Here is a 20,537-nt window from a genome sequence, read left to right as displayed (position 1 = left end):
CGCGTCAGACGGGAATCGGGGCGGGCGCGCGAACCACACGCAAGCGATCACCATGCCGGGGAACGGGCGGGAGAGCGGGCATCGCGTGCGTGGTTGTGGCATATCGGGGGATTCGGTGGCCCGAATTGTACGCCGCCGCAGGCAAATTTGCGCGATCGCCGCGCCTCCAGGCTTTCATCGGATGAAAGGTTTTTGCAAGACGAATACGTCGCACGCCCGCAACGTATTGATGCGGCGCGACAATTTGTATCACGACGCGATATAATTTGCGCCTTCCTTGCGCTGCGTCATCCGCGTCGCCCTTTCTACCGCTTATCGTCCATGTCGTCAGGTTCCTCCCCGTCGCGCCGCACATTCCGCCAATGGCTGCACAGCTTCATTCCCCATCCGATGACGCTCGGCTGGCGCGAGCGCATGCGCTCGTGCGCAGGCGCGCTCGTCGGCATCGCGACGGTCGGCGTCACGATGCGGCTGCTGCCCGGCGTGCCGGGCCTCGTGCCGCTGCTCGTCGCGCCGATGGGGGCGTCGGCGGTGCTGCTGTTCGCGGTGCCCGCGAGTCCGCTCGCGCAGCCGTGGTCGATCATCGGCGGCAATCTGGTGGCGGCGACCGTCGGCGTCGCCTGCGCGCAGTCGATCGCCGATCCGATCACGGCCGCCGCGGTTGCGGTCGCCCTCGCGATCGGCGGCATGTTCGTACTGCGCTGCGTGCACCCGCCGTCGGGCGCGGTCGCGCTGACGGCCGTGCTCGGCGGCCCCGCGATCCGCTCGCTCGGCTTCGGCTTCGTGGTCGAGCCGATCGCGCTGCAATCGGCGATCCTGCTGTCGGCCGCGCTCGTGTACCACGCGCTGACGGGCCACCGCTATCCGCACGGCGGCGTGCGTCCCGACGCGAAGCCGCAAGGCGGCAGCGCCGCGCCGGCACGCGGCGGCTTCACGCGCGCCGATCTCGACGCCGTGCTGAAGCGCCGCGGCGAATGGCTCGACGTCGATCCGGACGACCTCGAAATGCTGCTGCGCGAAACCGAGATGCAGGCGTATGCGCGCACGTTCGGCCAGCTCACGTGCGCCGACCTGATGACGAAGAACGCGATCGAAGTCGCGCCGTCGACGTCGGTCATGGCCGCGCTGACACTGCTCGACCGCCATCGCGTAAAGGCGCTGCCCGTCGTGGACGGCGACGATCGCCTGATCGGCATCGTCACGCGCGCCGACCTCACGCGCCAGTTGCGCCGCCCGGCCCCGCTGTGGCAACGGCTGGCCGCGCGCCTGCCGCAGTCGTTCGGCGGCCGGCCGCCCAGCGTCGCCACCGTGATGACCCGCGACGTCGCGTCCGTGCCGCAGACCCTGCCGATCACGGCGCTGGTGCCGCTGTTTACGCATTCGGGCCACCACCACATCCCGGTCGTCGACGCATCGCAACGGCTCGTCGGCATCATTACGCAGACGGATCTCGTCACGGGCCTGTACCAGCAGACGCGGATGCTCGAGGCCGCGTAACGCCGACGAACATAAAAATGCGCTCCATTTCGCTGAAAATCATCCATTTATATCATGTTGTGATATATTTCGCGTTACCGAAACTGCTGCCCGACCGACCGCAATGACCGATACCCGACGCGCGCTGACCAAAGGCGATTTCCAGCAACTGTCCGAGTTCCGCTACCAGATGCGCCGCTTCGAGCGCTTCTCCGAACGCGCCGCGCAAAGCGAAGGCGTGACGCCGCTGCAATATCTGCTGCTGCTGCACATCAAGGGCTACCCGCATCGCGAATGGGCCACCATCGGCGAACTCGCCGAACGCCTGCAGGCGCAGCATCACGGCGTCGTCGCGCTGGTGACGCGCTGCGAGGCGCTCGGGCTCGTGAAGCGCAAGACGAGCGAAGCCGACCGCCGGCAAGTCGAGGTCCATCTCGAAGAAGCCGGCGAGACGCTGCTCGCCCGTCTCGCGGCCATGCACCGCACGGAACTGAAATCGCTCAAGGGCACGTTCCAGGTTCCGCAGATCGATTTCTGACCCAGGCTTTACCGACCTTCCCCTACTCCGATGAACGCACCACACAAACGCGATTTCTCGACCAACGAACGCCTGCCCGGGATCGCGTTGCTGGCTGCCGGGATCGGCGTGCTCAGCACGCTGGCGGCGTTCGTGCTGTCGAGCCTGATCCACCTGTTCACGAACCTGTTCTTCTTCCAGCAGTTCTCGTTCGTCGATCGTTCGCCCGCCCACAACACGCTCGGCGCGTGGGTGATCGTCGTGCCGGTGATCGGCGGGCTGATCGTCGGATCGATGGCGCGCTTCGGTTCGGAGAAGATCCGCGGCCACGGCATCCCCGAAGCGATCGAGGCGATCCTGTTCGGCAAGAGCCGCATGTCGCCGAAGGTTGCGATCCTCAAGCCGCTGTCGTCCGGCGTCGTGATCGGGAGCGGCGGCCCGTTCGGTGCCGAAGGCCCGATCATCATGACCGGTGGCGCGCTCGGCTCGTTGATCGCGCAATGCGTGCACGTGACCGCGGCCGAGCGCAAGACGCTGCTCGTCGCGGGCGCGGCCGCCGGCATGACCGCCGTGTTCGGCACGCCGGTCGCCGCCGTGCTGCTCGCGGTCGAACTGCTGCTGTTCGAATGGCGTCCGCGCAGTTTCCTGCCGGTCGCGCTCGCGTGCGCGGTGGCCGGTTTCGCCCGCGCCGCGTTCTTCGGCGTCGACCCGCTGTTTCCGTTGGCCACCGCATCGCCGACGCCCGTCGCGCTGCTGTCGTGCATCGTCGCGGGCCTGCTGTCGGGCATGCTCGCGTGCGGCCTGTCTGCCGCGCTGTACCGCGTCGAGGACACCTTCGCGAAGCTGCCTGTGCACTGGATGTGGTGGCCCGCGCTCGGCGCGATCGTGATCGGCGTCGGCGGCTGGCTCGAGCCGCGCGCGCTCGGCGTCGGCTACGACGTGATCGGCGACCTGCTGCACCAGCACATCGCGCTGAAGATCGCGCTCGCGCTGCTGATCGTGAAGGCCGTGATGTGGGTGATCGCGCTCGGCTCCGGCACGTCGGGCGGCGTGCTGGCCCCGCTGCTGATGCTCGGCGCCGGCCTCGGCACCGTGCTGTCGCCGGTGTTGCCCGGCGGCGATCCGGCACTGTGGCCGCTCGTCTGCATGGCCGCGACGCTCGGCGCCACGCTCGGCGCGCCGCTGACCGCGATCGTGTTCGCGTTCGGCCTCACGCACGACGCGAACGCGCTGCTGCCGCTGCTCGCCGCGACACTCGTCGCGCACGGCTTCGCGACCGTCGTGATGAAGCGTTCGATCATGACGGAAAAGATCGCGCGCCGCGGGTATCACATCTACCGCGAATACGGCGTCGATCCGCTCGAACGCCACGACGTGGCCGAAGTGATGACGCCAGCCGACGCGCTCGTCGCGATCGACGGCGCCACGACGCTCGATGCGGTCGAGTCGCAGTACTTCGGCGCGAAGCAGACGCACCGTGCATACCCGGTCGTGCGGAACGGGCGCCTCCTCGGCGTCGTCGATCGCGCGACGCTCGACGCGCAACGCGCGCAGAGCGGTCCCGGCGCCGTGCTCGCAAGCGCGTTCGCCGAACGTGTGCCGGCCGTCGCGCAGGCGCACGAAACGTGCCGCGTGGTCGCATCGCGACTCGCGATGCTCGGCCTCGAACGCCTGCCGGTCGTCGACGATCCGCAATCGCTGCGCATCATCGGCATCGTGTCGCGCAGCGACTTGATCAAACCCGCGCTCCAGCACTTCGACGACGAACAGAAGCGCGAACGCTTCCGTCCCGTCCTACCCGTCAACCTGCGCGACGCAGGTGTACGCAAGGCCGGCTGACACGTACCGCGCGCGGCGCCGCGTCCGGCGTTTAAACTTCGTTGACAATCGATCGGACGAAAGTTTGTCATCATGGTCTGCATGCGACGGGGCCATCATTCAGCCGTTCCACATCGTCATCCAATAAAGAAGCGTCGCGGTGCGACATGCAGACACATGCAGCACGCCGCGACCGTCAATCCGCCACACCTCAGGGCAGCGAGCCGACCTCACGACGCATGACGTCGCCACCGTGTCTCCATACGGACCACGCACGAGGCATGCGGCCGCGCGACAGAACGCACAGCATCCGGATTGCCGTTTGGCAAGCGCGTTAACAACTTGTTTCGGAATCGCCGGAACCGCATTTGTCCGATGCAATCTCACAAGCACGCAGTTCTGCTGCGCATCCCACTCAATCAATCACGACTCGAGGGAGATAAACGTGAACGTGAAATACTTACCGCTCATCGCATTGACCGTGGCAATTTCTGCTCACGCGGCCGATCCGGCCGCGCAGAACGTGGGACAAAGCCAGAAGGCCGCCCCGGAAGTCTCGGCGTGCATCGCCAAGACCTGGGCCGACAAGTCGCAGCAACAAGTGATCTCGCAGAACGTGCTCGCCAACGGCCTCGCGACCGATGTCTACGCACCGGGCCAGCAACCGCCGAACGGCGCGGCCGCGATGGTTCGTCCGTCGCCGAATCCGGGCGCGAAGACGTGGGTCGCCGTGCGCGGCGATGCGGCCGCCGCTGGCGACATCAACGCCTGTCTGTAAGCACCGCTGCCGGACGGCATTGCGCCGCCCGCATGCAAAAAGCCCCGCTTCGGCGGGGCTTTTTGTTTAGGCGCATGGGCCGCGCGCACGCGCCGCGACCCTTGCTTGCGCGCTTACAGGTAGCTGCAGACGTAGTCGAGCGTCTCCAGCACCTCGATGTCGAAGCGGCTCTTGCCCGGGACCGAGAACGATTCGCCGGCGCCGTAGGTTTGCCACTCGCTGCTGCCGTCGAGCTTCACGCGGCACTTGCCGGCCTGCACTTCCATCAATTCGGGCGCGTCCGTGCCGAAGTTGAGCGCGCACGGCAGGATCACGCCGAGCGTCTTGCGCGTGCCGTCCGGGAAAAGCACGGTATGCGACACGCACTTGCCGTCGAAATAGACGTTTGCGCGCTTGACGACCGATACGTTGTCGAATTGGGTTGCACTGGTCATGTGATGCCTCTGATTGCTGGATGCCGGATGGCGTGTTGTCGGAAGCCGGCCGGGGCGGCAGGCCGGCCGCTATGATACCGGCTCGCGGCGGGCGGGCCGCAAGCGGGACGGACTCGAGGCGGGCGACCAATCATAAGGATCACTACCCGATGCATTGCGTGGCCCGCATCGCGCGGCTCAGCGGAGCCCCTTGCGGCGCGCGGAGTCGCGCAGGCAGTCGAGCAGCATTGCCGCGGCCGGCGTGAGCGGACTGTCGCGCCGCGTGACGACCTGCACGGACACGCCGGGCAGCCGCTCGCGGATCGGCAGCACCGCGAGCTGGTCGCGCGCCCACTCCCCGTGCAGCAGCTGTTCGGGCATCGACGCGATCAGGTCGCAGCTCGTCATCAGGCTGTGCGCGAGGCCGAAGCTCGGGCATTCGACGACCCGCTGCGGCACCGGCAGCCCGTATGCGATGAACGAGTTGAACAGCACCTGGGTCGAGCTTTCCGGCGACGGATTCATCAGCCAGTCGGCCTCGACGAGATCGGCTAGCGACGTGGCCGACGCGAGCGGATGCCCCTTGCGCGCGACGATCAATGACCGGCTCGCGTAGAGTTCCGCGTGATCGAACTCGGCCGCCAGCAGTTCGGGCACGACGACGGCCACCGCGAAATCGAGCGAGCCGTCGTGCAGGCGCGGCAGCGCGACGCCCGGAAACCCTTCGATCAGACTGACGCGCGCGACCGGAAAGCGCCGCCGGAACGCGCGAAATGCGTCGGGCAGGATCGTCACCGCGGCGGCCGGCGTGATCGCCGCCGCGACCGAGCCCGTCATCGCGCCCTGCGCCTGCTCGATGTCGTCGCGCGCACGCTGCATCTCGGCGACGATCAGCCGCGCGCGCACCTGCAGTTGCTGGCCGAACGCCGTGAGCTGCACGCCGCGCGCGGTGCGCACGACGAGCGACACGCCGAGCGCGATCTCCAGTTCCTTGACCGCTTTCGTCAACGCCGCCGGCGACACGTTCAGGCGCCGCGCGGCCGCGCGGATGCTCCCTTCGTCCGCGACGGTGACGAACGCTTTCAGCTGATGGTATTTCATGGCGGCATGCGTGATTCGTGGAAACCCCGTGCAGCGCGGCGCATGCAGGCTCAGGGTATTCCCGAGCGGCAACCGGTGGTGTGCACCAAAGCAATTTAGCAGCTTCTGGTGCGCAAAAGAAATTTATATCCTTCCACGTCATATGCGCGTCAAACGTCCACCGGACCCACAGGAGACACCATGCTGCAAGCCGTGAACCCCGTCATCCCCGGCATCGCCGCGATCGCCCCGGACCTCATCGAAGTGCGCCGCCGCATCCATGCGCACCCGGAACTCGCGTTCGAGGAAACGCTGACGAGCGATCTCGTCGCCGAACTGCTCACCGGGTGGGGCTACGAAGTGCATCGCGGCATCGGCAAGACGGGCGTCGTCGGCGTGCTGCGCGAAGGACAAGGCACGCGCACCGTCGGCCTGCGCGCCGACATGGACGCGCTGCCGCTCGCGGAGGCCACCGGCCTGCCCTACGCGAGCCGCCATGCGAACAAGATGCATGCGTGCGGTCACGACGGCCACACCGCGATGCTGCTGTGCGCGGCGCGTCACCTGGCCGCGACGCGCCAGTTCTCCGGCACGCTGAACCTGATCTTCCAGCCGGCCGAGGAAAACTTCGGCGGCGCGAAAGCGATGATGGACGACGGCCTGTTCGATCGCTTCCCGTGCGATGCGATCTTCGCGATCCACAACATGCCGGGCCGCGCCGCCGGCGACATGGCATTCCGCACCGGCGCCGCGATGGCGTCGGCCGACCGCGTGACGATCACGCTGCGCGGCGTCGGCGGTCACGGCGCGATGCCGCACTTCGCGCGCGATCCGATGTCGGCCGCGGGCAGCATCATGGTCGCGCTGCAGACGATCGTCGCGCGCGAGGTCGACGCGCAGCACGCGGCCGTGATCACGGTCGGCAGCGTGCAGGCCGGCGAGACCTTCAACATCATTCCCGAAACCGTCGTGATGAAGCTGTCGGTGCGCGCGCTGAACGCCGACGTGCGCGCGCTGCTCGCCCGCCGCATCGAAGCGCTGGCGAAGGGCCAGGCGGAAAGCTTCGGCGTCGCCGCGGACGTGGATTACGACTACGGCTACCCGGTGTTGGTCAACCATCCCGAACCGACCGCGTTCGCGGCCGACATCGCGCGCCAGATGCTCGGCGCCGAGCGCGTCGAGACCGAAGCCGCGCCGCTGATGGGCAGCGAGGACTTCGCGTTCATGCTCGAAGCGCGCCCCGGCTGCTATGCGTTCATCGGCAACGGGGTCGGCAGCAAGGGCGGCTGCATGGTGCACAACCCCGGCTACGACTTCAACGACGACATCCTGGCGATCGGCGCGAGCTACTGGGTCCGCGTCGCCGAAGGCTGGCTCGCGGCCTGACGGCCCTTCATCACGCAGTTTCGCGCTTCAGCAGGGGAACCCCATGGAAACGTCCGCCCTTCCGTTCGCCGGCTCGCCGGCCGATGCCCGCGCCGCCGCGAAGAAACGCCGCCTGATCGCGGCCGCCGCGGTCGGCAACGCGCTCGAGTTCTACGACTTCACGGTCTACAGTTTCTTCGCAATCCTGATCGGCAAGCTGTTCTTTCCGGTCCACTCGTCGTTCGGGCAGCTGATGCTCGCGGTCGCGAGCTTCGGCGTCGGCTTCGTCACGCGTCCGCTCGGCGGGCTCGTGATCGGCATGTACGCCGACCGCGCCGGCCGCAAGAAGGCGATGATCCTGACGCTCTTGCTGATGGCGCTCGGCACGGCAACGATCGCGGTCGCGCCGACCTTCGCGCAGGTCGGCATCGCCGCGCCGCTGCTGCTCGTGCTTGCACGGCTGCTGCAAGGGTTCGCATCGGGCGGCGAAGTCGGCGCGTCGACCACGCTGCTGCTCGAACAGGCGCCGCAGCATCGTCGCGGCTTCTACGCGTCGTTCCAGTTCTCGAGCCAGGGGCTCGCCGCGCTCGCCGGGGCGCTCACCGGCGTCGCGCTCACGTCGACGCTCAATGCCGCGCAGCTCGAAAGCTGGGGCTGGCGCGTGCCGTTCATCATCGGCACGCTGTTCGTGCCGCTCGGTTACTGGCTGCGCCGCACAGTCGAGGAAGTGCCGGCCGCCGCCGCGCATGACGAGCCGGTCGCGTCGCTGCCGCTCGCCGACGTGCTGCGCCACCACGGCAAGGCCGTGTTCGCGGGCCTCGGCGTGACGATCGGCGGCACGTCGATCCACTACATCATCGTGTTCTACATGGCGATCTACGGCGTGCAGGTGCTGCATCTGCCGACCTGGCTGTCGATGACGGCCGGCTGCGTCGCCGGCGCGATCCTGATGCTCGTGACGCCGATCGGCGGGCACCTGTCCGATGTCTACGGGCGCAACCGGATCGTCTGGTGGACGCGCATCGTGCTGATGGCCGCGATCTATCCCGCGTTCATCGCGCTGAACCGATGGCCGGGCGCCGCGTCGCTGCTGTCGATCATCGCCGCGCTGTCGGTCGTGCACGCGATCAACATCGGCGCGACCGGTGCGATGCTCGGCGAGCTGTTTCCGCGCGCGGTCCGGGCGACCGGCGGTGCGCTCGTGTACAGCGTGGGCGTCGCGATCTTCGGCGGCTTCGCGCAGTTCTTCGTCACGTGGCTGATCGCGGCGACCGGCAACCCGAATGCGCCTGCGTGGTATGCGATCGGCTGCGGTGTGCTCACGCTGCTCGCGATTCGCTGCATGGACGAGAAGGCCGGGAAGGCGCTCGATTGACTGACGGGCGATGCGCGGCACGTGCGCGGCCGCGACGTCATCGATCCACTGGCCTCGCCGGTTTCGGCGGGGTCTTTCCTTTTGCGCGATCGACACCGCTCACATGAACCGGCAGTGCCGACGATACGTCCGTCGCCGTCAACGCAACAAGGCACGGGCCACCCTCACCCGTGCCTTGCGTGCGCGACACCCCGCTCAGAACGTATGCATCATCCCCACATACGCGCCCGTCTGCGACTCGCCCGTCATCGGGCTCGTGCCCGACGTCGCGTCGCGCGGTGACGCGAGCAGCGAGAAGTTCGAGTTGCCGCCGTTGCGCACATACGCGACCGTCCCGTACAGGAACGTGCGCTTCGACAGGTTGTACGTCGTACCGAGCACGTACATGATCGCGTGCCCCGACGGATCGTGCGACGCATCGCCGCCGCCATCACCGACCTTCACGTAATACCCGCCGCCCGTCACGGCCCACTGCGGCGTGGCCGTGTAGGTCGCGCCGAGCCAGTAGTGATCGGCGCGATCGGCGACGCCCGCCGGGCTGTCCGGCGCCTGGTAGTGCGTATAGGCGCCCTGGATCTTGAACTTCGACACCTTCACGTTCGCGCCGACGAAATACTCGCGCGACGCGGTGAAGATGTTGCTGAATTTGCCGTTGTTGTCGCGCAGCTCGTCGTAGATGCCGCGCACGTCGAGCACCGGAGAGTGATACGAGATCATGATCCCGTCCGAGCGGCCGAAGTCGTCGGCCGCGCCGTAGTTGAAGCCGCGCGACTGGTTGCCGAACGCATATTGCGCCTGCACGTCGAAGCCGCCGATCACCGGGCTGTGATATTCGATGTTGTTGCTGCTCTGCTGCCAGTTGCGGCCGCGCACGAGCGATGCGGACGAAAACGCCTGCTGCACGAACGGATCGAATTCCCACACGCCGTCGCTGTCGATGAACAGGTTGCGGCCGGCCTGCAGCTGGCCCCACGTGTCGCTCTTCAACCCGACATACGCGCGGCGCGACCACATGCGTCCGCCGCCCGTCGTGCCGTTCATCACCTGGAACGCGGTTTCCAGATTGAAGACCGTCGACATCCCGCCGCCGAGATCCTCGACGCCCTTCAGGCCGAACATGCTGGTGCCCCAGTCGCCGCCTTCCGCGCTCCAGCGCGTCGAGCTGCCGTTGGGCGTCGCGATGTGGTTCAGGTATTCGACGCCGCCGTCGATACGGCCGTACAGCGTCACGCTGGTCTGTGCGAACGCGGCCGCCGGCGTGGCGGCCACGATCAGCCATGCGAAATGTTTGAGTCGCAAAATGATGCCCCCTCGGAGTCTCGACCGTCCGGCACGCGCCCCATGCACGCGCCGGCGGTCCGTTCACCCGCGATCGATCGAAAAACGCCCGGGGCCCGCCGCGCAAAGCGCGAGCAGGCCGCCCGAGATCGCGATGTTCTTGTAGAAATGAATCATGTTGTCGATCTGCTCGCCGCCCGACATCGTCCAGTAGTGATGGCCGATGAAGCCGGTGCCGATCGTATACAGCGCAAGCAGCAGCGCGAGCGGCCGCGTCTGGAAACCGACGAGAATCGCGATGCCGGCGAACAGCTCCATCACGACGGAGATGGCCGCCGAAACGATCGGTGCGGGCGCACCCTCGCTTCCCATGAACGCGATCGTACCGGAGAAGTCGACGATCTTCTTCCAGCCGAACATCACGAACAGGATCACGAGCAGGATTCGGGACAGCAGCAGCAGCACATCGCGCTGGGACGCGAGAAACGGTTGATTCGGTGTCATGGTGTGATCAACGAAAGCGGTGCGCGAAACGCGCGCACCGGATTGCCTGTGAACCGGGACGGGCGACCGCCGGCCGCCCGCCCCGCTCTGCAACAACCGGCATCGGGGCCCGCCCGATGTGCTGTGCTCCTCCTCTCGTCAGTGTTGCCCTGCTTCGTGCCGCGTCGCGCCCGGCGTCAACGCGCCTTCGCGACGTCCTGCTCGGTCACCTTCGCGGCCGGATTGCCGAACTGGCCGGTCAGGTAGTTCGTCAGCGCGGCGATCTGCGCATCCGACAGCTCGTTGCGGAACGCGGGCATCCCGACGTCCTCGCTGCCGGCCTTGCGCTGCACGCCGTTCAGGATCACCTGCACCAGGTTCGCCGGATTCGGCGCACCGACCGTCGAGTTGTGGAACAGCGACGGGTAATAGCCGTCCGGCGTGCCCTTGCCCTGCATCTGGTGGCACGTCGCGCAGTTGCCGAGATACAGCCGCGCCGGATCGATGCCCGACGCCGCGAGCGCCACGCCGCGCAGCTTCAGGCCGTCTTCCGCCGGCTTGCCCCACGACGAGCGCGACTGCTTCGCGTCGCCGCTGGCGACGGCCGGCACCGTACGGATATACGTCGCGATCGCGCCGATGTCGGCGTCGGTCATCTTGGAGAAGCTGTGCTCGACCGCCTCGGCCATCGGACCGGCCGCCTGCGCGACACCCGGCACGCTGCCGGTGCGCAGGTACTGGACGAGCTGCTGCTGCGTCCAGCCGCCGATCCCCGCATTCGGGTCGGACGTGATGTTGTAGCCGTCCCAGCCCGCCAGCACCGAACCCGACAGGAAGCTGCCGCCCGTCTCGTCGAGCGACTTCTCCTGCATTGCGATGCCGCGCGGCGTGTGACACGTGCTGCAGTGCGCGAGGCCCTGCACCAGATACGCGCCGCGGTTCCACTCGGCGCTCTGCGCCGGCTTCGGCTGGTACGCGCCGTCCTTCAGGAACAGCCAGTTCCAGATCTTCAGCGGCCAGCGCATGCTCAGCAATGCGGGGATCTCGTTCTTCGGCGGCGTCTGCTTGACCGGTTCGACACCGTGCATGAAGTACGTATACAGCGCCTGCACGTCGTCGTCGTTGATCTTCGCGTACGACACGTACGGCATCGCCGGATACAGGTTGCTGCCGTTCTTCGAGACGCCGTGACGCACCGCGCGTTCGAAGTCGTCGAACGTCCAGTTGCCGATGCCGGTGTCCGGGTCGGGCGTGATGTTGCTCGTGTAGATCTTGCCGAGCATCGGCACCGGCATCCCGAGGCCGCCGGCGAACGGCTTGCCGCCCTTCGCGGTGTGGCAGGCCATGCAGTCGCCCGCGACCGCCAGATATTCGCCGCGCTTGATCTGCGCGGGATCGGCCGAGTCGGCCGCGCGCACGAGGCCCGGCAGCGCGAGGCAGCCGGCGAGGAGGAAGGTGAGAGTAGATTTCCGCACGGTCAGACTTCCTTCTTCAGCGTGTCCGACATCCGCAGCGCCAGCGCCGCGATCGTCAGCGTCACGTTCACCGTACCGACGGTCGGCATCGTCGAGCTGCTCGAGATGAACAGGTTCGGATGGTCGAACGTGCGGCAGTCCTTGTCGACGACCGAGTCGCGCGCATCCGCACCCATGATCGTCGAGCCCGTGATGTGGTTGTTCGGCGCGAACTCGTCGTTGAACACGACGTCCGTGCCGCCCAGCACCTGCGCCGCGGTCGCATAGACTTCGCGCGTGTGCACGGCGCCGCGCTTCACGTAGTCGTCGATCGCATAGGTGATTTCCGGGCGCGGAATGCCGATCGCGTCGGTGGCCGTCTTGCTCGGCACGATGCGGTTCTCGGGCTGCGGCAGGATTTCGTGGAAGCAGTCGAACTGCACGTAGCGGGCCGAACGATCGCGGATCTGCGCGTCGAGCTCGTCGGACTTCATCAGCTTGCCGGCCTTGAAGATCTTCTGCGTTTCCTGGTTGATGCGCGACATGTTCGACAGGTGGATCTTCTTCGCGGCTTCGGTCGCGCGGAACGGACCGTCGCGGAAACCGATCAGCGACGTCATTTCCTGCGGGCCGCGGCCCGGCCACAGCTTCTCGCTCGCGTAGAACGACACGCCCGTGCCCGGGTGATCCATCAAGTTGCGCCCGACCATGTCGGAGCTGTTCGCGACGCCGTTCGGGAAGTCGCGGTTCGCCGACATCAGCAGGATCTTCGGCGTCTCGATGCCGTTCGCGGCGACCACGAAGTACTTGCCCTCGACGCGATGGTCGGCGCCCGTCTTGTCCTTGTAGATCGCGGCGACGATGCGCTTGTCCGGCCCCGTCTCGAGCTTGTAGACCACCGCGCTGTCGATCAGCTTCGCGCCGGCCTGCTCGGCCTTCTCGACGTGCACGATGCCGTTGTACATCGCGCCGATCGGGCAGATCGGCATGCAGTTGTTGTTTCCGCAACAGGTTGGCCGGCCGTCGTACGGACGGCTGTTGCGCGCCACCGGCTCGGTCACCACGTGGAACTTCGGGTCATGACCGTTGAGCGCGCTCTTGATCGTCTGCTCGTTGAACGACAACGGCAGCGGCGGCATCGGATACGGCTGCTTGCGCGGCGAGTACAGGTCTTCCTCGGGGCCGGGGCCCCACACGCCGAGCTCTTCCTCCGCGCGCTGGTAATAATGCTCGAGGTCGTCGTACTGAATCGGCCAGTCGCGGCCGACGCCGTACACGGTCTTCATCTTGAAGTCGTTCGGGATGAAGCGCCATGCCGACGCGGCCCAGTGCCACGTCGTACCGCCCACCGCGCGAATGTACTGCGAGTTGAACTTGTGCTCGCCCTTCAGGACCAGGTAGTCGTTCGGCGGGCCGTATTCCGGATGCGGCGCCCACGGGCTCGACGGGTACGGCGCCATGAAGTCCGTCTTGTCGGGCTGGTTGCGGAAGCGTTCGACGATTTCCCAGCGCGGCATGCGCGGGCCTGCCTCGAGCAGGATCACCGACTTGCCGGCCATCGCGAGCTGATGCGCGACGATCGCGCCTGCGACACCGGATCCGACGACCACGACGTCGGCTTTTTGCGTATCGGTATCGGCCATCAGGCTTGCCTCTCGATCGGTTTTTCGGCCCAGAAGCCGGGTTTGTTGGGGCAATACGAGGGAATCACGAGCGTATCGGACACGACGCCGAACATTAACGCTTCTTCGTAAGTAATCACGACGTTGTCGACGATGCCGAGATACCACGCTTCGAGAATCGACAGCGCGGAGGCCTGCTGATCGGGATTCAATGAACCGGACGCGAGCGCGCCCGCGAGTTGCGACAGACCGTCGGCGGTCTTGAACGAGCCCTTCTGCAAGGCTTGCAGGAAGCGGTCGCCGAGCACGCGGCTCAGCCCTTTCTTGCCAGTCAGTGCCTCGGAGAGCGTCATGAATGTATCGAGCGGCGCGGAGCCAGGATTATCGGCCAGGGCCCGCAACGCCAGCGAGCCGGTGAGGCCTGCCGCCGTCAGCGCCAGTGCGCCCTGCAGCCATTGACGCCGCGTGATGCCGGATGCGGCTGCGTCGCGATCGCGACGCGAGTGGGGGGTGTTGTCGTTGTGCATGTTTCCTTCTCTCGAACACCGGATTCGGGAAAACCACGCTTGATATTTCTCAAACTTTCGCGCGGCCCTGAAATGTACGCGCACAATTCGAATTGAACAATGCTTTTATAGTCCAATAAATGTTCCGCAATCCGAGACAATCGACATTTCGCTGCATTTTTGTGTCGTCGACGCGACAATTCTGCTTCCGGATGCCGGCGTGTCGCAAGCCGGCGACACGCCGCCTCCCCCTCCCTTCATCCGCTCACATGCGCGTCGGTTAGAATCGCGTGCAATCAAACAGAAAGCTTCCCTCCGAGGGCATCGAGCGATGAAGCAGCACAACAAACACAACAACACGAATTCAACCCGTCACACCACACGGCTGCTCTGGCGCATCGGCGCGGTCACGGCGCTCGGCGCTGCCGCGGCACTGTCGCTGCATGCGGGCGCCGCACGCACGGTGAGCGTGTCGCCGCAAGGCACCGTCACCGAAGTCCGGCAAAGCGTCGTCAAGTTCGACGAACCGATGGTCGCGTTCGGCTCGGCGTCCGCGCCGAGTCCCGCGCGCATGACCTGCAACGACTCCACCGCCGCGCGCGGCCAGGGGCACTGGCTCGACGACAAAACCTGGGTCTACGATTTCGAGAACGACCTGCCGCCCGGCGTGCGCTGCTCCGTCGCGCTCAACGACACGCTGCGCTCGGTCGCCGGCAACGCGGTCAGCGGCCCGCGCCGCTTCACGTTTCAAACCGGCGGCCCGTTCCCGGTGACGGTGCGCCCCGGCACGCGCGAGATCGAGGAACGCCAGGTGTTCGTGCTGAAGCTGAACGGCCCGGCCGAGCCGCGCTCCGCGCTCGCGAACATCTGGTGCGAAGCGGTCGGCATCGGCAACCGCATCCCCGTCACGGCCGCCGACGACGATACCCGCAACGCGCTGCTCGATCACTTCGGGCTGAAGAAGGACGCCGCGCGCGTGCTGACGCTGTCGTGCGCGCAGGCGCTGCCCGCGAGCGCGAAGATGCAGCTCGTCTACGGCAAGGGCGTCGCAAGCCCGAGCGGCATCGCGAACGACACCGAGCGCCGCTTCGACTTCACCGTGCGCGCACCGTTCGCCGCGAGCTTCTCGTGCGAGCGCGAAAACGCGAAGGCGCCCTGCACGCCGCTGCGTCCGCTGACGTTGTCGTTCAATGCGCCGATCTCGCGCAAGAACGCCGAGGCGATCAAGCTGCGCGGCCCTGACGGCTCGCTTTCGCCGACCTTCGCGGCCGACGATCACAGCGACGAAGTGACCACCGTCACGTTCAACCCGCCGCTGCCCGCGCAGGCGAACCTGACGATCGAGCTGCCGTCCGGCCTGCGCGACGTGACGGACCGCCCACTCGCGAACGCCGACCTGTTCCCGCTCGCGACGCGCACCGCGCCGATGCCGCCGCTCGCGAAATTCTCGTCGGGCACCTTCGGGATCGTCGAGCGATTCGCCGAACCGGATACGCCCGCGCTCGTGCCCGTCACGCTGCGCAACGTCGAGGCCGACCTGCATATCGCGGGCCTCAACACGAGCGGCGCGCAATTCTCGAACCTGAAGGTCGACGACGACACCGCGATCCGTCAATGGATGCGCACCGTCGAGCGCTTCGACAACTGGTCGATGACGGCCGGCACGATCGACGAGCGCATCCCGGGCCTGCTCCGGCGCAAGGGCCAGCACCCCGTCTACGTGCCGCTCCAGGCCGGCGAGAAGATGCCCGCGCCGCAGAACCGCCGCATCGACGTGCGCTCGCTGTCGCTGCTCGCCGGCGAACCGGGCGCGCAGGCACTGACGCTGCCGAAGGCCGATCCGAAGGCGCTGCGTCCGTTCGAGGTCGTCGGCGTGCCGATCGAGAAACCCGGCTTCTACGTGCTCGAACTCGCGTCGCCCGCGCTCGGCCGCTCGCTGCTCGCGAAGCCGTCGAGCATGTACGTGCGTACCACCGTGCTCGTCACGAACCTCGGCGTGCATCTGAAACAGGGCCGCGAGAACAACCTCGTATGGGTGACGACGCTCGACAAGGGCGAGCCCGTGCCGAACGCGCGAATCCGCGTGTCGGATTGCAACGGCGACGAAATCGCGTCCGGCAAGACCGATGCGCAAGGCCTGCTGAAGATCGACGGTGCATTCGAGCCGAAGCATGAATGCAGCCAGTCGGAACGCTTCGACGACTACTTCGTGTCGGCGCGCGTCGACGATCCCAAGACGGGCCCGGACATGGCGTTCGTCAGCTCGAACTGGAACCGCGGGATCGAATCGTGGCGCTTCAACGTGCCGACCGACACCGGCAGCGCGCCGACCGTGCGCGCGCATACGGTATTCGACCGCACGCTGCTGCGTGCCGGCGAAACCGTGTCGATGAAGCACTTCCTGCGCACCGAGACGCTGCAGAGCCTCGCGTTCCCGGCGCAATACCCGACGCGCGTGACGATCCGCCATCTCGGCTCCGACCAGACCTACAAGCTGCCGCTCACGTGGTCGGCCGACCACAGCGCCGACACGCAGTTCACGTTGCCGCCCGCGGCGAAGCTCGGCGAGTACAGCGTGTCGCTCGAAGGCGGCCCGGACGATGCGCCGACCGCCAGCTACTACAGCGGCAGCTTCCGTGTCGAGGCGTTCCGCCTGCCGGTGCTCAAGGGGACGATCGGCGCGCGCGACGCGCAGAAGAGCCCGCTCGTCGCGGCCAAGGAAGCGCCGCTCGCGGTGCAGATCGACTACGTGTCGGGCGGCGGCGCATCGAACCTGCCCGTGCAGGTGTCGGCGCTGATGAAATGGGCTTCGCCGCCGTTCGCGGATCGCTTCGAGGACTTCAGCTTCACGCCGTATCGTCCCGAGCGCAGCGACGGCAATGCCGACGACGATGCGCAGGACGGCGACAGCGCATCGGCCGCGAACAACGATCCCGACTCGACCCGGCTGATCGCGGACAAGCTGCCGCTGACGCTCGACCGCAACGGCGCGGGCACCGTCACGCTCAAGGGCCTGCCCGACGTCGACGCGCCGAAGCGCATCGCCCTCGAGGCGACGTTCGCGGACCCGAACGGCGAAGTGCAGACGATCCGCGGCGACACGATCCTGTGGCCGGCCGCGGTAGTGGCCGGCATCAAGGCCGGCCGCTGGGTGTCGGTCGGCCAGCGCGTGCCTGTGCAGGCGCTCGCGGTCGACCTGCAGGGCAAGCCGCGCGCATCGGTGCCGGTCGAGATCAAGGGCGTCGCGCACATCACGACGTCGTCGCGCAAGCGGATGGTCGGCGGCTTTTACGCATACGACAACAAGAGCGACACGCGCGACCTCGGCGTGCTGTGCTCGGGCAAGACCGACGACAAGGGCCGCATGGCCTGCGACGCGACGCTCGAACAGGCCGGCAACATCCAGTTGATCGCGGTCGCGAAGGACGGCGACGGCCGCACGTCGAACGCGTCGACGTCCGTCTGGGTCACGCGCGAGGACGAACTCTGGTTCGGCGGCGACAACACCGACCGGATCGACGTGATCCCGGAGAAGACGTCCTACGAGGCGGGCGAAACGGCCCGCTTCCAGGTTCGCATGCCGTTCCGCTACGCAACCGCGCTCGTCGCGGTCGAACGCGGCGGTGTGATGGAAACCCACATCGTCGAACTCAACGGCAAGAACCCGACCGTCGACCTGAAGGTCGGCGAGTCGTGGGGGCCGAACGTGTACGTGTCGGTGCTCGCGTTGCGCGGCCGGATTCGCGAAGTGCCGTGGTACTCGTTCTTCACCTGGGGCTGGAAGGCGCCGGTCGAATGGGCCCGCGCGTTCTGGCGCGAAGGCCGTCACTATGAAGCACCGACCGCGTTCGTCGATCTGTCGAAGCCCGCGTTCCGCTATGGCCTCGGCGAGATCAAGGTCGGCACGGGCGTGCATCGTCTCGGCGTGTCCGTGACGACCGACGCGACGCGTTACACGGTGCGCGGCAAGGCGCAGGCGCACGTGAAGGTCACGCTGCCGAACGGCCAGCCGGCGCCGGCCGGCACGCAGATCGCGGTCGCGGCCGTCGACGAGGCGCTGCTCGAGCTGATGCCGAACGACAGCTGGAACCTGCTCGACGCGATGCTGCAGCGACGCGCGTATGGCGTCGAGACGGCCACCGCGCAGATGGAAATCGTCGGTCGCCGCCACTTCGGCCGCAAGGCCGTGCCGGCCGGCGGCGGCGGCGGCGGCGCGCCGACACGCGAGCTGTTCGACACGCTGCTGCTGTGGAATCCTCGCGTGACGCTCGATGCGAACGGCAGCGCGACCGTCGACGTGCCGCTGAACGACGCGCTCACGCGCTTCCGGATCGTCGCGATCGCGGCGGTCGGCCCCGACCGCTTCGGCACCGGCAGCACGTCGATTCGCAGCACGCAGGATCTGCAGTTGATCTCCGGGCTGCCGCCGCTCGTGCGCGAAGGCGATGCGTTCCGCGCGCAGGTCACGCTGCGCAACACGACCGACCGCGCGATGCAGGTCGTCGTGACGCCGCGCGTGACGGGCCTCGACGTCGCGCCGCAAACCGTGTCGCTCGCGGCCAATGCGGCGACGGAGGTGGCATGGACGATCACGGTGCCCGAGCAGGCGCTCGACGCGGCCGGCGCGCTGAACTGGCGCATCGAGGCGGCCGAGCAAGGCGGCAAGCGCGCGTCCGACGCGCTGGCCGTCGCGCAGAAGGTCGTGCCCGCGCTGCCGGTGACCGTGCAGCAAGCCACGCTCACGCAGGTCGACGGCACGCTGACGGTGCCCGTATCCGCTCCGGCCGGCGCCGTCAACAACGCACAGGGCGCGCCGCGCGGCGGCATCGCCGTGTCGCTGCAGTCGAAGCTCGCCGACGGCCTGCCCGGCGTGCGGCGCTGGTTCGAGCGCTATCCGTACCGCTGCCTCGAACAGCAGACGTCGCGTGCGATCGGCCTGCACGACGCCGCGCAATGGCAGGCGCTGGTGGCGCGCATGCCCGTGTACCTCGACAGCGATGGCCTCGCGAGCTACTTCCCGCCGTCGTCCGACGATGCGCACTACGGCAGCCCGACGCTCTCGTCGTACCTGCTCGTGGTCGCCGACGAGGCCGGCCGCCTCGACCCGCGCTTCGCGCTGCCGGAAGACCTGCGCACGCAGCTCGAGGCCGGGCTCGCGCGCTTCGTCGACGGCCGCATCGAGCGCAACGCATGGGCGCCGCGCCAGGATCGCGATCTGCGCAAGCTCGCCGCGATCGAGGCGCTGTCGCGTTACGGCGCCGCGCAGGGCCGCATGCTCGGTTCGATCGAGATCGCGCCGAACCAGTGGCCGACGTCGGCGGTGATCGACTATCACGCGATCCTCACGCGCGTGAAGGACATCCCGCAGCGCGACGAGAAACGCGCGCAGGTCGAGCAGATCCTGCGTGCGCGCCTCACGTATCAGGGCACGCAACTCGTGTTCTCGACCGCGCGCGACGACGATCTGTGGTGGCTGATGACGAGCACCGAGACCAACGCCGCGCGTCTCGCGCTGGAGTTCGCGGGTGACCCCGCGTGGAAGGACGAGATGCCGCGCATCGCGACCGGCCTGCTCGCGCTGCAACGCCAGGGCGCATGGCAGACGACGACGTCGAACGCGCTCGGCCAGCTCGCGATCGAGCGCTTCTCGCGCACCTACGAGAGCACGCCTGTGGCGGGCACGACGAAGGTCGCGCTCGGCGGCAACGAGCGCGCGATCTCGTGGTCGCAGGCGCCGGCACCGGCCGACGCCCCCGCATCGGCCACCGCCGCGACCCGCGCCGCCGCCGCGCGCAGCGTGCTGATGCCGTGGCCGCGTGCGGCGCAGGCACCGGCCACGCTGTCCGTCACGCAGGACGGCACGGGCCGCCCGTGGGCGACCGTCGAAAGCCTCGCGGCCGTGCCGCTGCGCGCGCCGTTCGCGGCCGGCTACCGGATCACGAAGACCGTCACGCCCGTGTCGCCCGCCGTCAAGGGCGTGCTGACGCGCGGCGACGTCGTGCGCGTGCATCTCGACATCGATGCGCAGAGCGACATGACGTGGGTCGTCGTCAACGATCCGATCCCGTCCGGCGCGACGATCCTCGGCTCCGGCCTCGGTCGCGACTCCGAAGCCGCGACGCAGGGCGAGAAATCGCCGGACGGCGCATGGCCGGCTTTCATCGAACGCGACTTCGACGGCTACCGCGCGTATTACGACTATCTGCCGAAGGGCAAACTCTCGGTCGAATACACGGTGCGGCTGAACAACGTCGGCACCTTCGGGCTGCCGCCGACGCGCGTCGAGGCGCTGTACGCGCCGTCCGTGTATGGCCTGTGGCCGAACCCGCCGATGACCGTGAAGCCGGCCGACGCGGGCAAGTAACGAGTACG

General features: G+C 67.7%; 14 protein-coding genes. 7 read left to right on the top strand and 7 right to left on the bottom strand.

Features of this window, described 5'->3' with window-relative positions; all coding sequences use genetic code 11:
• Nucleotides 1-321: 321 nt before the first annotated feature.
• The 4 genes from WS45_RS04370 (at nt 322) to WS45_RS04355 (ending at nt 4,589) form a co-directional block, all read left to right on the top strand.
• A complete protein-coding gene (locus WS45_RS04370) occupies nt 322-1,497 on the top strand; it encodes an HPP family protein (protein ID WP_059533860.1) in 1,176 nt (391 codons plus the stop codon).
• Nucleotides 1,498-1,600: 103 nt separating this feature from the next.
• Nucleotides 1,601-2,014 (top strand): MarR family winged helix-turn-helix transcriptional regulator, encoded by a 414-nt coding sequence (locus WS45_RS04365; RefSeq protein ID WP_059533862.1) that lies wholly within the window; start codon nt 1,601-1,603, stop codon nt 2,012-2,014.
• A gap of 30 nt (nt 2,015-2,044) precedes the next feature.
• A complete protein-coding gene (locus WS45_RS04360; RefSeq protein WP_059698410.1) occupies nt 2,045-3,832 on the top strand; it encodes a chloride channel protein in 1,788 nt (595 codons plus the stop codon).
• 424 nt (nt 3,833-4,256) lie between these two features.
• On the top strand, nt 4,257-4,589 hold the full coding sequence (locus tag WS45_RS04355; protein ID WP_175909541.1) for a hypothetical protein: 333 nt from the start codon (nt 4,257-4,259) through the stop codon (nt 4,587-4,589).
• A 113-nt stretch (nt 4,590-4,702) separates the two neighbouring features.
• On the opposite strand, the gene ppnP is transcribed toward WS45_RS04355, so the two are convergent.
• Together ppnP and WS45_RS04345 are read right to left on the bottom strand one after the other, a co-directional pair.
• Nucleotides 4,703-5,023, bottom strand: a complete 321-nt coding sequence (ppnP, locus tag WS45_RS04350; RefSeq protein WP_006478890.1) for a pyrimidine/purine nucleoside phosphorylase — start codon at nt 5,021-5,023, stop codon at nt 4,703-4,705.
• A 177-nt stretch (nt 5,024-5,200) separates the two neighbouring features.
• The gene (locus WS45_RS04345; RefSeq protein ID WP_059698409.1) at nt 5,201-6,103 is read right to left on the bottom strand and encodes a LysR substrate-binding domain-containing protein; all 903 of its coding nucleotides are present in this window, start codon (nt 6,101-6,103) and stop codon (nt 5,201-5,203) included.
• Nucleotides 6,104-6,283: 180 nt separating this feature from the next.
• Here WS45_RS04345 and WS45_RS04340 point away from each other — a divergent pair, with 180 nt between their 5' ends.
• Both WS45_RS04340 and WS45_RS04335 read left to right on the top strand, forming a co-directional pair.
• The gene (locus tag WS45_RS04340; RefSeq protein ID WP_059533868.1) at nt 6,284-7,468 is read left to right on the top strand and encodes a M20 aminoacylase family protein; all 1,185 of its coding nucleotides are present in this window, start codon (nt 6,284-6,286) and stop codon (nt 7,466-7,468) included.
• A gap of 43 nt (nt 7,469-7,511) precedes the next feature.
• Complete coding sequence (locus tag WS45_RS04335; RefSeq protein ID WP_059698408.1) at nt 7,512-8,822, top strand: MFS transporter; 1,311 nt, start codon at nt 7,512-7,514, stop codon at nt 8,820-8,822.
• Nucleotides 8,823-9,017: 195 nt separating this feature from the next.
• Here the strand turns inward: WS45_RS04335 and WS45_RS04330 are convergent, their stop codons facing one another.
• From WS45_RS04330 to WS45_RS04310, 5 genes are all read right to left on the bottom strand, one after another.
• Nucleotides 9,018-10,121, bottom strand: coding sequence for a porin (locus WS45_RS04330; protein ID WP_059533872.1), 1,104 nt, complete (start codon nt 10,119-10,121; stop codon nt 9,018-9,020).
• Between the two features lie 63 nt (nt 10,122-10,184).
• Nucleotides 10,185-10,604 (bottom strand): DoxX family protein, encoded by a 420-nt coding sequence (locus WS45_RS04325; RefSeq protein WP_059533874.1) that lies wholly within the window; start codon nt 10,602-10,604, stop codon nt 10,185-10,187.
• 176 nt (nt 10,605-10,780) lie between these two features.
• Entirely contained in the window at nt 10,781-12,058 is a 1,278-nt protein-coding gene (locus tag WS45_RS04320; protein WP_059533875.1) for a c-type cytochrome, read from the bottom strand.
• 2 nt (nt 12,059-12,060) lie between these two features.
• Nucleotides 12,061-13,680, bottom strand: a complete 1,620-nt coding sequence (locus WS45_RS04315; protein ID WP_059533877.1) for a GMC family oxidoreductase — start codon at nt 13,678-13,680, stop codon at nt 12,061-12,063.
• Entirely contained in the window at nt 13,680-14,186 is a 507-nt protein-coding gene (locus WS45_RS04310; RefSeq protein WP_059533879.1) for a sugar dehydrogenase complex small subunit, read from the bottom strand. Before WS45_RS04310 ends, WS45_RS04315 begins: the two co-directional genes overlap by 1 nt.
• Nucleotides 14,187-14,496: 310 nt before the next feature.
• On the opposite strand from WS45_RS04310, the gene WS45_RS04305 reads away from it, so the two are divergent.
• A complete protein-coding gene (locus WS45_RS04305) occupies nt 14,497-20,529 on the top strand; it encodes an alpha-2-macroglobulin family protein (protein ID WP_059698407.1) in 6,033 nt (2,010 codons plus the stop codon).
• Nucleotides 20,530-20,537 lie beyond the last annotated feature (8 nt).

Source organism: Burkholderia sp. RF2-non_BP3 (assembly GCF_001522185.1).
GTDB lineage: Bacteria > Pseudomonadota > Gammaproteobacteria > Burkholderiales > Burkholderiaceae > Burkholderia > Burkholderia diffusa.
Note: the sequence above shows the minus strand (reverse complement) of the source record. Positions and strands in the feature narration are given on the sequence as shown.